The following is a 12,049-nucleotide window of genomic DNA, read 5'->3' on the forward strand; positions in this document are numbered from 1 at the left end:
TAAAAACAAAGGCCCGTCGTGCTTACTTCTTCTTGCTGAACATCAGCAGGATCGAGTCCCAGATACGCCCGAAGATACCGGCTTCCGGCACGGCCTGCAGCGCGACGACCGGGAATTCGGACAGCGTCTTGCCGTCGGCGACGATCTTCACGGTGCCGACCTGCTGGCCTTCCGCGAGCGGCGCGATCAGCGGCGCGTTGACGTCGACTTCCGTCTTGACCTTGTCGCCGAGGCCGCGCGGCACGGTCGCCCACTGGTCGCCCTTCACGCCGACCTGCACGGTGTTTGCCTTGCCCTTGTAGATGCGCGGCGTCGAGATCGCCTGGCCGCCCTTGAACAGGCGCACCGAATCGAACGCGCTGTAGCCGTAGTTCAGCATCTTCATGCTGTCCTGCGTGCGTTCGCCTTCCTTCTGCTCGCCCATCATCACCGACACCAGGCGGCGCTGGCCGTCGACGCCCGGGATCGCGCGCTTGGCCGACGCGATCAGGCAGTAGCCGGCCGCCTGCGTATGGCCCGTCTTCAGGCCATCGACCGTCGGGTCGAGCCACAGCAGACGGTTGCGGTTGCCCTGGCGGATGTTGTTGTACTTGAATTCCTTCTCCGAGAAGATGCCGTAGTACTGCGGAAAATCGCGGATCAGGTGCGCGGACAGCTTCGCGAGGTCGCCGGCCGTCGTGTAGTGGTTCGGGTCGGGCATGCCGTTCACGTCGGCGAAGTGCGTGCCCTTCATGCCGAGGCGCTGTGCCTCGTCGTTCATCAGCGTGACGAACTGCCCTTCGCTGCCGCCGACGAGTTCGGCCAGCGCGATCGCGGCGTCGTTGCCCGACTGGATGATCATCCCGTACACGAGGTCGTGCACGGACACCGGCTTGTTCGCCTCGATGAACATGCGCGACTCGTCGGTGCCGACACGGCGCACCGCTACGCTCGGCGTGACGATCTGCTCCATCGAGATCTTCTTCTTGTCGAGCGCCTCGAACACCAGGTAGGCCGTCATCAGCTTCGTCAGCGACGCGGGCTCGACGCGCTCGTCCGCATTGCCCGATGCGAGCACCGTGTTGCTCGTCGCGTCGACGAGCACCCACGAACGCGCATTCACGCCCGGCGGCGGCACCGCGCCCGGCATGTAGACCGCGGGCGCGCCGGTGAACTGCTCGGCAGCGGCGGCCGGCGCCGCGTGCGCGGCCTTGGCCTTGGCGGCCGGCTTCGCCTCGGCGACGACGATCGTCGACGCGAGCGCGACGGGCAGCATCACGCCGAGCGCGACGTTGCGCGCGGCGGTGCCGAAGGCGATGGAGGAAGCGAGGGACTTGAGGCCTTGGGGAGACAGACGCATGATCGATTCAGGCTGATGGCAGAAAGTGCGGTGCGAAACGCGCAGGGTTGAACGGCAAGGCGGCGGGCGTTTCGGGCACTCGCCCGACATCGTCGGGCGACGCGAAACGCGCCGGTTGGACTCGTGCGGACGCGTTCGGTTCGCGGCCGTCGCGAGCGGGCGGACAGGCGGCGAAACGAGCGCCGCATGCGCCCAGCCGGGCCGCGGGCGACGCGAAATGCGGCCATTATACGTGGCCGCGAACGGCGTTTTCGCGAACCGGGTGTAGCGTCCGGTGCCAGGCTGTGCCGATGTGTCGGCAGATTCGTGCTCATTGCGACGCGCAAACCGCGGCGATGTGTAGCGGCATCGCGAGGATTTGCCACGCCGCCATGGATGCGAAGGCGCAGCACGTCGGCGCCGGTTGGCGCCGAACACTGCACGATCGCTGGCCGGCCGCACACCGGCTTCAGGAGGATAGCGCGGGCACGCTGCGGGAAATCGCCCGAAGGCGCGCGAAAGGCGCGCGCAGGCGGTGCGGCGCGCTGTCGTGTGGTCGATCGCGTATTCGGCGGATGCCGGTGCGCAACGCGAGCCGCCGGCCGTTACGCCGGCGCCCGCGTGCCGGCTAGCGCCACGCGTCGACGATGATGCGCTTCAGCACATGCAGCTTGCGATGGAGGAAATGCTCGGCGCCGGGGATCACGACGACCGGCAGCTCCTGCGGCCGCGCCCAGTCGTACACCGACGCGATCGGCACCGTGTCGTCGGTTTCGCCGTGGATCACGAGCGTGTTCTCGGGCACGTCGGCTACCTGCCAGCGGCTCGCTGCCGTGCCGACGAACACCATCCGCTCGATCGACTCGCCCGCGTCGCGCAGCCGCTTCGCGACATGCGACAGCACGAAGGTGCCGAACGAGAAGCCCGCGAGCACGAGCGGCAGGTCCGCATACGCGGGCTGCGCGCGCATGTGCGCGAGCACCGCGAGCAGGTCGTCGGCCTCGCCGATGCCGTTGTCGTGCACGCCTTCGGTCGCGCCGACGCCGCGGAAGTTCGACCGGTAGACGACGTAGTCGAGCTGCACGAGCGTGCGCGCCAGGGTCTGCGCGACCTTGTTGTCCATCGTGCCGCCGAACAGCGGATGCGGATGCGCGACGAGCGCGATGCCGCGCGGCGCGGCGCCGCCTTCGCGCACGGCGTCGGGCAGGTCGACCGCGATTTCGATCTGCCCGACCGGGCCCGCGATCAGCGATTTCTGCGTATGAACGTTCATTCGGCCGGCCCGCCTCAGATCTTCAGGCGATCGACGACCTTGCCGTCGCGCAGGTGCGATTCGACGATCTCGTCGATGTCGGCCTGGTCGACATACGTGTACCACGTGCCTTCCGGATACACGACCATCACGGGCCCTTCCTCGCAGCGGTCGAGGCAGCCGGCCTTGTTGATGCGAACCTTGCCGGGCCCCGCGAGGCCGAGTTCCTTCACGCGCTTTTTCGCGTATTCCTGCATGGTCTGCGCGTCGCATTGCGCGCAGCTCGGACGCTCGGCGCCCGGTTCGCGCTGGTTCAGGCAGAAGAAGACGTGGTGCTGGTAGTAGGAATCCATGATGGTGGCGAGCGGCCCGGCGCGATGCCGGGCGGAAAGAGGGGCGATAGCCGTTGCGCGGTGCAACGGATGATGGTCCGGACGATTATAGCGACCGGCGCGCGCCGCTGCCCGCGATGCGGCCGGGGCTGCGCTGCCCGGCCTGCACCGTCAGCGGCGCACCGCGGCCGGCAGCCACGCGCGCTCGACGCGCTGGCCGAGCCAGATCAGCGCCGCGTACGGCCAGATCCAGGCGAGCCAGCGCGCGATGCTGTTGAAGTGCACGTAGCGGCCCTGCCGCCAGCCCGACAGCGTGAAGTCGAAGAACGGATTGACCGGCAGCAGGTTGACGAGCGCCACGCCGGCCAGCAGCGCAAGTGCCGCCAGCGTCGCGCGCCAGGTCGCCGGCACGTGCAGCGCGACGAGCGCGGCCGCGAAGCCGAGCTCGATGCCGAGCCGCGCGCCGGGCGTCGCCCACACGACGACGAGGCCAGTGGCCGACTGCATGAACGTCGCGGCCGCCTTCAGCACGAGCGTCGCGGCGACGAACGCGATCAGCAGCCGGATGCGCGGCGCACGCGGCCGCATCGCGAGCGACGCGATCGCCAGCACGGCGAACAGCATCAGGCCGCCGAGCGCGGCCTCCCACGCGGAATCGGACAGCCAGCCGTCGACGCGCTCGGGCCATTCGCTCACGTGCCACGCGGCCGGCAGCCATGCGAGCAGCGTGTCCTGCATCGACGCGTCGGCGCGCTCCCACAGCGCGGCCGGCCAGTCGCCGATGCCGAACAGGAACGGCGACGGAAACAGGATCGCGAACGGCCACAGCACGGCCAGCAGCAGCGGCGTCGCGCCATCGGCCTCGAACCACGCGAAGCGCAGCCGGCGCAGCGCGCCGCGGTCGAGCAGCGCACCGGTGGCAGGCGCCACGAGCGCCGCGCCCAGCAGCGCGCCGAGCGCGTTGGCCGCGAGATCGAGATTCGACGCGATGCGCGTCGGCAGGTAGGTCTGCAGCGCCTCCATCGAGCCCGACAGCAGCACGCCGAGCGCGCCCGCGATCAGTGTCGCGGCAACCCCGCGCCAGCGCGGGTGCAGCGCAAGCACGCCGAGCGCGCCGAACGGCAAATAGCCGAGCACGTTCGTGACCACGTCGAACGCGGTCACGTAGCGCTGCATCGGCGCGAACAGGTAGTCGAACGGCCCGATGCCGAGCGACACCCAGCCTTCGAACGGATACAGCGACGCGTAGACGATGAGCGCCGCGTAGGCGGCAAAGGCCTGCCGCGCGAGCGGCGATGCGCGATGCGCGCCGATCGCGTTCATCGCGGCTGCGCGGCGTGCGTCACGGCGTGCCCGCGTACGCCTGCATGCCGACCCACGCGGCGATCTGCGACACGAGCTCGTCGCTCGCCGTCGCAAGCGCACGCGCGCCGCCGGCCGCGTCGGGCGTGCTCGACGGCGCGCGCGCGACGAACGTGCGCTGGCCGAGCACCTTGCCGTCGAGCATCAGCGTCGCGCGCGCGGTGACGGCGCCGTGGCTTTGCGACTGCCCGTCGAACACCTGCTCGAATTCGTTCAGGTCGACCTTGAGGGTGGGCGCGCGCACGCCGTCGGACCCTTCGAGCACCGCGCCGCGCGACGACAGCGCGCCGCGCAGCCGCTGCGTGAGCAGTTGCGCGGGCGGTGCGGTCCAGCGGCTGTCGCGATAGACGGCCACGTGCTGCGCATCCGCGTACGCGAGGCGGTACGCGAACTTGTCCGAATCGAGCGCATCGGGCGCGGCGACGTCGAGCACCTTCAGCGCGGGGCCCGCACCGGCCGTCACGACCGGCGCGGCCGGCCCGAGGTCGTAGCGGACATTCGACAGCACCGCGCTGTTGCCGGCACAGCCGGCCGCAAGCGCAAGCGTCAGCACGGCGAGCGCGGTCGCAGCCGGACGCAGCGCGCGGTCAAGGATTCGTGGCATGGCGTGTTCCTGCATGATGTTTCCGGTTTCGATGGACGTCACTGCCCGGCCGTTTCCGGCCGGGCGATCGACGGGTTTCCGGCCCGCTTCACTTCCCGGCCGTCGCACCCGGCCAGACGAAGCCCGCTTCGCCGGGCCCCGGCGCCGCGCCGGGCGAACCGAACAACAGACTGCGCGGGTTGCGGCCGAGTTCACCGGCGACGTCCTTCAATTGCTGCGACGCGTCGCCGACGCTGCCGGCCAGCGCATTGAAGCGCGGCAGCGTGTCGTACTGCACGCGCGCGTTGAGATCGTTCAGCGCGACGCCGACCTGCTCGGCGGCCGTGCCGGCCTTGTTCAGGTTCGACACGAGCGGCCCGTTCGGCTGCAGCAGCGTGTTCGCCGACGCCATCGTGCGGTTCACCTGGTGCATCGTTTCCGGCAGCGCGGCGACGGCCGGGGCGAGTTGCTTCGACAGCGTCGTCGCGCCATCGGCCGCGTGCTGCAGGCTTTCGGCCGTCGCGCGCAACTGCTCGCGCATCTCGGGCGACATCAGCGCGTTCGCGCTTTTCGCGGCCAGTTCGAGCTGCCGCAGCAGCACGTCGCCGCGCTCCTGGATCTGGTCGAACAGGCTCGGCCGCATCGGGATCTGCGCAATCGCCTTCGGCGACGACGGCAGCGGCGCCAGGTCGCGGCCCGTATCCTCGAGCTGCACGAACGCGATGCCCGTCACGCCCTGGAAGCCGAGGCTGCCGTAGGTCGACTGCGTGATCGGCGCGTCGTGGTCGACGAGAATCCGGATCCGGATCTGGCCCGGGTGCGTGCGATCGAAGCCGATCGACTGCACCTTGCCGACGTCGAGGCCGCGAAAGCGCACGGCCGCGTCCGGGAACAGCCCCGTCACGTTGGTGCGCGCGAGCAGGTCGTACGGCACGCGCACGGTGCGGTCGACGTTGAACCAGAACACGGTGCCCGCGATCGCGAGCGTCAGCGCGATCGTGAACAGGCCGGCCCAGAACGCATGTGATTTGTTTTCCATTCGCGGGTTCCTTGCTCCTTGCCTTGCCTACAGCTCGACGCTCGACAGCGCCGGTTCGAGGGCCGCCTTCGGCAGCTTCGCGCGCCGCTCGGGCGGCAGCGCCTGCAATGCGCGGCGCCCGCGCAGCCCCAGGAAATATTCGTGGATGAACGGATGGTCGACGTTCGCGACCTCCTCGACCGGCGCGGCGACCAGCACCTTGCGGTCGGCCAGCACCGCGACGCGCGTCGACAGCGCGACCATCGTGTCGAGATCGTGCGTGATCATCACGACGGTCAGCCCGAGCGTGCGGTGCAGCGTCGCGATCAGCTCGACGAATTCGTCGGACGCCTGCGGATCGAGGCCGGCCGTCGGCTCGTCGAGGAACAGCAGCTCGGGCTCGAGCGCGATCGCGCGCGCGATGCCGACCCGCTTCACCATCCCGCCCGACAGCGCGGCCGGCATCTTCGACGCGTGCTTGCACGGCAGCCCGACCATCTCGAGCTTCAGCATCACGATGTCGTGCAGCAGGTCCGGCGGCACGCGGCCGAGCTCGCGCAGCGGCTGCGCGACGTTGTCGAACACCGTCATCGACGAGAACAGCGCGCCCTGCTGGAACAGCATCCCGGAGCGCGTGCGCATCATCCGCGCGGTCGCATCGTCGATCGTCGCGGTATCTTCGCCGAACACCTTGATCGTGCCCGACGTCGGCCGCTCGAGGCCGAGGATCTGGCGCACGAGCGTCGTCTTGCCGGAGCCCGAGCCGCCGACGACCGACACGATCTCGCCGCGCCGCACGTCGAAGTCGAGCTTCTGGTGAACGATGTTGCGCCCGTAGCGCTTGGTCAGGTTGCGCACCTCGATCACGAGGTCGCCGGCATCGGCCGCTGCGGCCGGCTGCGCGCCGACCGGGGCGGCGCCGGCTGCCGCGGCATGGGCCGGCGCGGCACCGGCCGACGATTCGTTCGATGCGTTCATCCGAGCCCCACGTTCTGGAACAGGATCGCGAACACCGCGTCGGCGAGGATCACGACCGTGATCGACGACACGACCGACGTGGTCGTCCCTTCGCCGAGGCTCTGCGAGTTCGCCTTGATCCGGAAGCCGAAATGACAGGCGACCAGCGCGATCAGCATGCCGAACACGACGCCCTTGCCGATGCCGATGTACAGGTTCGCAATCGGCACGACGCCCGGCAGCGAGCGCACGAAATAATTGACGTCGATCCCGAGCACGAGCTTCGCGGCGAGCGCGCCGCCCGTCAGCGCGATGATGTTGGTCCACATCACGAGCAGCGGCATCGCGACACCGAGTGCAAGCACGCGCGGCAGGACCAGCCGCAGCCCGTGCGGGATGCCCATCACGCGCATCGCGTCGAGCTCCTCGGTCACGCGCATCACGCCGATCTGCGCGGTGATCGCCGAGCCCGAGCGGCCCGCGACGAGGATCGCCGACAGCACGGGGCCGAGCTCGCGGATCACCGACAGCCCGAGGATGTTCACGATGTAGCGGTTCGCGCCGAACATCTGCAGCTGCTGCGCGGACAGGTAGCTGAGCACGATGCCGATCAGGAACGCGACCAGCGCGGTGATCGGCAGCGCCTGCGCGCCGGCGCTGTAGATGTTCGCCGAGGTTTCCTTCCACGGCATGGTCTGCGGACGGCGCAGCACCGACAGCGCGTCGAGGATCACGAGGCCGAACATCGCGATGCCGCCCTGCAGGTGTTCGCCGAACGTGAAGATCGCCTGGCCGAGCCGCGTGACGGGATCGACGCGCACGACGCGCTCGGGCGCCTCGCGCCCGCTGTCGAGCCGCTCGATGCGCTCGAAGATCGTGCGCTGCGTGTCGCTCAGCGTGACGCCGGCCGGTAGCTTGCGGCCCCACACGCGCCACAGCGCCTGGCCGCCGACGTGGTCGAGCCGCTCGATGCCGGACAGATCCCATTCGCTCACGCGCCCGGACCCGATGCTCGCGACGCGGCGCGCGACCGCGCCGCGATTGCGCGCAAGCGCGATGGCGGTCCACTGGCCGGTCAGGCGCACCGTCTGGCCCTGGCCGCCGGCGTCGACCGACAGGCCGGGAGGAGTCTCGAAGTCCAAGGGCAGGTTGTTTGCAAAAGGATGACAGCGGCCATTGTAGCGAACCGCCCGGCGCAGCGACGTGAGGATTCAGCGGCGGCGCCCGGCCCGGGCCTGCCGGAGGCCGCCGCACATCGCGGCCCGCTGCCGGCGTCATCGCCTTTCATTCTTCCGTCACGATTCCTTTCGATACTCTCACGCGCCGCACCTCAGGCCGTCGGCGCCCCGCGCCGCCATTTTGTTGCGCACTTCGCATTTCACAAAACAGAACTCCGAGAACAGGACAACCGATGCGTTTCCCCCCGCTTTCCCGTCGCCGCGTACCGGCCGCCGCCGCGCTCGCCAGCCTGGCCTTTGCCCTCGCCGGCTGCGGCGGCGACGACGTCACCGCCCCGCCGCAGACGCAGGCCCAGGCGCCCGTCGGCACGACGGCCACGCTCGCGCTGCTCGAGACGACCGACCTGCACACCAACGTGCTGTCGTATGACTATTTCAAGCTCGCCGCCGACAATTCGCTCGGCTTCGAGCGGGTGTCGACGCTGATCGCGCAGGCGCGCGCGCAGTACCCGAACACGCTGCTGCTCGACAACGGCGACACGATCCAGGGCACCGCGCTGTCGGACTACCAGGCGCTCGTGAAGCCGATCGGCTGCGACCAGACGCTGGCGATCTACAAGGTGATGAACGCCGCGAAATTCGACGGCGGCGGGATCGGCAACCACGAGTTCAACTACGGGCTGCCGTACCTGTCGCAGGTGACCGGCAACACGTTCGAGGTCGACGGCCTGCCGGCTCCGGCCCAGCAGAAGAAGTGCGCGGGCCCGAACTTCCCGCAGGTGCTCGCGAACGTGATCAGCGCGAAAACCAACGCGCCGCTGTTCACGCCGTACACGATCCTGACCCGCACGGTGACGGCGACGACGCCGGACGGCAAGACGGTCAGTGCGCCCGTGAAGATCGGCATCATCGGCTTCACGCCGCCTGCGATCATGAGCTGGGACAAACGCTGGCTCGACGGCAAGGTCTACACGACCGGCCTGAAGGAAGCCGCCGAGAAGTACATTCCCGAGATGCGCGCGAAGGGCGCCGATCTCGTCGTCGCGATCTCGCACGGCGGCCTCGACAATTCCGCGTATTCGCCGACGATGGAGAACGGCAGCTGGTGGCTGTCGACGGTAGCCGGCATCGACGCGATGCTGATCGGCCACTCGCACCAGGTGTTCCCGGACGCGAACAGCACCGTGTCGCAGTTCAACCTGCCGGGCGTCGACAAGGTCAAGGGCACCGTCAACGGCGTGCCGACCGTGATGGCCAACTACTGGGGCAAGCACCTCGGCGTGATCAAGCTCGGCCTGAAGTTCGACGGCAAGACGTGGAGCGTCGACAAGTCGCAGACGACCGTCGAGGCGCGGCCGATCCAGAACGCCGACAAGACCTACGTCGCGGCCGACCCGTCGGTATCCGCGGCGATCGCGGCCGAGCACCAGGCGACGATCGACTACGTGAAGACGCCGATCGGCTCGACCGACTACCGGATGAACTCGTATTTCGCGGATGTCGGCGATCCGGGCGCGATCCAGATCGTCAACGAGGCGCAGGCCGACTACGTGAAGACCTACGTGCAGGCGAACCTGCCGCAGTACGCGTCGCTGCCGGTGCTGTCGGTCAGCGCGCCGTTCAAGAGCGGCTTCGGCGGCGGCAGCGACTACACCGACGTCGCGCCGGGCGCGCTCGCGATCAACAACGCGGCCGACCTGTACCTGTATCCGAACACCGTGTACGCGGTGAAGGTGAGCGGCGCCGACGTGAAGAACTGGCTCGAGACCGCCGCGAAGCGCTTCAACCGGATCGATCCGACGCAAGCGACCGTGCAGAAGCTCGTCAGCAGCTTCCCCGGCTACAACTTCGACATGTTCACGTCCGCCGATCTGTCGTACGAGATCGACGTCACGCAGCCGCTCGGCAGCCGGATCAGGAACCTGACGTACAAGGGCACGCCGATCGACCCGAACGCGCAGTTCATCGTCGCGACCAACAACTACCGCGCGAGCGGCGGCGGCAACTTCCCGGGCCTCGACGGCAGCAAGACGATCTTCGCGTCGCCGGACGCGAACCGCGACGTGCTGATCTCGTTCATCAAGAAGCGCGGCGCGATCACGCGCACGGCGGACGGCGCGCAGCGCAGCTGGCGCTTCACGAAGCTCGCGAGCTCGGTCGCGCACGTGCAGTTCGCGTCCGCGCCGAACCGGCTCGGCGATGCTGCCGCCGCGGGCCTGGCCGGCATCACGCAGGTCGCGGCCGACGACGGTTCGGGCAAGAACCTCGCCACCTACGAGATCGACCTCACGCAATGAGACACGCGATGCAACCGATCCGGACGATGCGGCCGGCCGAAACCGGCTTCGCCGCCGCCGCGCGGCGCCTGCTGCGCGCGAAACTCCCGCCGGCCGCGCTGCTCGCGGCGGCGGCCGTGACCGTCGCGGCCGTGGTCGCTGCGACCGGCTTGCGCGGCGCCGGCCCCGCACCGAGCGCCGCGCAGCTCGACGAGTGGCAGGCGATGGTCACGCAGGCCACCGAGCCGCACGCGCTCGCGCAGTTGCGCACGCTCGCCCGCCGCGGGTCGGGCGCCGCGCAGGCGGCGCTCGGCATCGCGCTCGTCGACGCGCGCGAACCGGGGCTGCGCGACGAGGGGCGCGGCTGGCTGGAAACCGCCGCGCAGGCGGACGGCAAGGCTGACGCACCGGCCGCGCGCCGCGCGCAGCTCGCGCTCGGCAAGGTGTTGCTGCTCGGCAGCGGCGACATCCCGAAGGACTACGCACGCGCACGCGCGCTGCTCGGCGAAGCGGCCGAACAGGGCGACCCGGCCGCCGCGTATTACCTCGGGCTGATCTATCGCAGCGGCTACGGCATCGCCGCCGATCCGGTGCAGGCCGCGCACTGGTTCGATGTCGCGTCGCGCGCGGACATCCCGGCCGCCGACTTCATGCTCGCGAACGCGTACCGCGACGGCAGCGGCGTGCCGCGCGACGACGCGCGCGCACTCGCGCTGTATCGCCGGGCCGCCGAACACGAGCTGCCGGAAGCCGTGCAGACGCTCGCGATGGCCTATCGCAACGGCGAGCTGGGGCTCCGGCCCGACGCGGACGAATTCCACGCGCAGTGGATCGAGACCGCGCATGCGCTGAAGCATCCGGTCGTTGCTCCGTGACGCGACCCTGCCGCCTGGCCGGGCGCCGTCGCGGCATCCCGTCAGGCGGCACCGCTCTGCGCGGGTCGCTCCAGACGCATGTACGCGTCGGACACGATCAGTCCGAAGAGGATGTGATCGAGCGCGCTCACCCAGCCTCGCGCGTCGGCGAACCACGGGAACAACTGAGTCATGCCGTAGTAGTTGACGACGTACAGCAGCACGCCGAATACGGCCCCCGCCACGCTGGCCATCCCGACGCTCGAATCCAGGCTGAAACACGCGATGATCACGGCCAGAATCAGCGCAAATACGATCGACAACGCGAAGTGCACGCCCAGCGCCGCCAGCAGCGTCCCCACTTCGACCGTGATCGACGGCGCGAGCGCGTCGTCGCCGAAGTAGATCGCCGCGATCATGCGCAGCGGCGCCCACGCGTCGTGTCCGATGATTGCCGCCGCGACGACCTGGATGACGAGGAAAACCGCACCGGCCACGCACCCGCCGATCACGGCGGCGCGCCACACCGGAACGCGGCGCGCGTAATGGTGCGAATGCATGTGGAGTTGCATGGCCACCTCCTTGAAAACGGTCCGCCGCGTCAGTGCCGGTGCGTATGCGACATACCCGAGCGCACCGCCGACCATGCCGACGCGAGCGAGTCCATCAGCCGGCGACAGGCGCGCGTCATCGGGGGACCGACGGTGTCGGAGATCCGGCGCGTCTTGCGGTGAAAGCGCTCGAACAGGCTGGACAGGCTCGAACACGAATGAAGCTTGTTCATTGCCATTTCCCTCGATGCGGCAACGACGAGGACGCGCCGCGCGGGCCGCCGGAGCGGATATATCGAACGTAGTCGCGCCGGTCGGGAATATCAAGATGCAGGCTGGCGCCGGTGCGCAACGGTGCCGGGTTCTGC

Annotated in this window: 12 protein-coding genes; 2 read left to right on the forward strand and 10 right to left on the reverse strand. The window is 69.5% G+C overall.

Going from position 1 to position 12,049, the window contains the following annotated elements:
• Positions 1-22 precede the first annotated feature (22 nt).
• The 8 genes from MRS60_RS15420 to MRS60_RS15455 form a co-directional block, all read right to left on the reverse strand.
• Positions 23-1,339 (reverse strand): D-alanyl-D-alanine carboxypeptidase family protein, encoded by a 1,317-nt coding sequence (locus MRS60_RS15420; protein WP_034179148.1) that lies wholly within the window; start codon positions 1,337-1,339, stop codon positions 23-25.
• 607 nt (positions 1,340-1,946) lie between these two features.
• A complete protein-coding gene (locus MRS60_RS15425) occupies positions 1,947-2,591 on the reverse strand; it encodes an alpha/beta hydrolase (protein ID WP_034179149.1) in 645 nt (214 codons plus the stop codon).
• 14 nt (positions 2,592-2,605) lie between these two features.
• Positions 2,606-2,923 carry a (2Fe-2S) ferredoxin domain-containing protein gene (locus MRS60_RS15430; protein WP_011694422.1) on the reverse strand — a complete coding sequence of 106 codons (318 nt, stop codon included), beginning with the start codon at positions 2,921-2,923 and terminating at the stop codon, positions 2,606-2,608.
• Between the two features lie 150 nt (positions 2,924-3,073).
• Complete coding sequence (locus tag MRS60_RS15435) at positions 3,074-4,225, reverse strand: VanZ family protein (protein ID WP_243564947.1); 1,152 nt, start codon at positions 4,223-4,225, stop codon at positions 3,074-3,076.
• Between the two features lie 19 nt (positions 4,226-4,244).
• On the reverse strand, positions 4,245-4,868 hold the full coding sequence (locus MRS60_RS15440) for an ABC-type transport auxiliary lipoprotein family protein (RefSeq protein WP_034179444.1): 624 nt from the start codon (positions 4,866-4,868) through the stop codon (positions 4,245-4,247).
• Between the two features lie 88 nt (positions 4,869-4,956).
• The gene (locus tag MRS60_RS15445) at positions 4,957-5,886 is read right to left on the reverse strand and encodes an MlaD family protein (RefSeq protein ID WP_105389601.1); all 930 of its coding nucleotides are present in this window, start codon (positions 5,884-5,886) and stop codon (positions 4,957-4,959) included.
• Between the two features lie 27 nt (positions 5,887-5,913).
• Positions 5,914-6,843: an ABC transporter ATP-binding protein gene (locus MRS60_RS15450; RefSeq protein WP_034179152.1), complete on the reverse strand. Its 930-nt coding sequence runs from the start codon at positions 6,841-6,843 to the stop codon at positions 5,914-5,916.
• Positions 6,840-7,964 carry an MlaE family ABC transporter permease gene (locus MRS60_RS15455; RefSeq protein ID WP_034179153.1) on the reverse strand — a complete coding sequence of 375 codons (1,125 nt, stop codon included), beginning with the start codon at positions 7,962-7,964 and terminating at the stop codon, positions 6,840-6,842. Before MRS60_RS15455 ends, MRS60_RS15450 begins: the two co-directional genes overlap by 4 nt.
• A gap of 269 nt (positions 7,965-8,233) precedes the next feature.
• Here MRS60_RS15455 and MRS60_RS15460 point away from each other — a divergent pair, with 269 nt between their 5' ends.
• Positions 8,234-10,297, forward strand: a complete 2,064-nt coding sequence (locus tag MRS60_RS15460) for a bifunctional 2',3'-cyclic-nucleotide 2'-phosphodiesterase/3'-nucleotidase (protein WP_243564948.1) — start codon at positions 8,234-8,236, stop codon at positions 10,295-10,297.
• Between the two features lie 8 nt (positions 10,298-10,305).
• Entirely contained in the window at positions 10,306-11,151 is an 846-nt protein-coding gene (locus MRS60_RS15465; RefSeq protein ID WP_243564949.1) for a tetratricopeptide repeat protein, read from the forward strand.
• A gap of 41 nt (positions 11,152-11,192) precedes the next feature.
• Here MRS60_RS15465 and MRS60_RS15470 read toward each other — a convergent pair whose 3' ends face one another.
• On the reverse strand, positions 11,193-11,702 hold the full coding sequence (locus MRS60_RS15470) for a hypothetical protein (RefSeq protein ID WP_034179445.1): 510 nt from the start codon (positions 11,700-11,702) through the stop codon (positions 11,193-11,195).
• Between the two features lie 29 nt (positions 11,703-11,731).
• Complete coding sequence (locus tag MRS60_RS15475) at positions 11,732-11,914, reverse strand: hypothetical protein (RefSeq protein WP_175748974.1); 183 nt, start codon at positions 11,912-11,914, stop codon at positions 11,732-11,734.
• Positions 11,915-12,049 lie beyond the last annotated feature (135 nt).

The organism is Burkholderia pyrrocinia, assembly GCF_022809715.1.
In the GTDB taxonomy this organism is placed as follows: Bacteria; Pseudomonadota; Gammaproteobacteria; order Burkholderiales; family Burkholderiaceae; genus Burkholderia; species Burkholderia pyrrocinia_C.

Coding starts and splice junctions, on each gene's coding strand:
- MRS60_RS15420 (WP_034179148.1), bottom strand. CDS start 1,339: ATGCGTCTGTCTCCCCAAGGCCTCAAGTCCCTCGCTTCCTCCATCGCC.
- MRS60_RS15425 (WP_034179149.1), bottom strand. CDS start 2,591: ATGAACGTTCATACGCAGAAATCGCTGATCGCGGGCCCGGTCGGGCAG.
- MRS60_RS15430 (WP_011694422.1), bottom strand. CDS start 2,923: ATGGATTCCTACTACCAGCACCACGTCTTCTTCTGCCTGAACCAGCGC.
- MRS60_RS15435 (WP_243564947.1), bottom strand. CDS start 4,225: ATGAACGCGATCGGCGCGCATCGCGCATCGCCGCTCGCGCGGCAGGCC.
- MRS60_RS15440 (WP_034179444.1), bottom strand. CDS start 4,868: ATGCCACGAATCCTTGACCGCGCGCTGCGTCCGGCTGCGACCGCGCTC.
- MRS60_RS15445 (WP_105389601.1), bottom strand. CDS start 5,886: ATGGAAAACAAATCACATGCGTTCTGGGCCGGCCTGTTCACGATCGCG.
- MRS60_RS15450 (WP_034179152.1), bottom strand. CDS start 6,843: ATGAACGCATCGAACGAATCGTCGGCCGGTGCCGCGCCGGCCCATGCC.
- MRS60_RS15460 (WP_243564948.1), top strand. CDS start 8,234: ATGCGTTTCCCCCCGCTTTCCCGTCGCCGCGTACCGGCCGCCGCCGCG.
- MRS60_RS15465 (WP_243564949.1), top strand. CDS start 10,306: ATGCAACCGATCCGGACGATGCGGCCGGCCGAAACCGGCTTCGCCGCC.
- MRS60_RS15470 (WP_034179445.1), bottom strand. CDS start 11,702: ATGCAACTCCACATGCATTCGCACCATTACGCGCGCCGCGTTCCGGTG.
- MRS60_RS15475 (WP_175748974.1), bottom strand. CDS start 11,914: ATGAACAAGCTTCATTCGTGTTCGAGCCTGTCCAGCCTGTTCGAGCGC.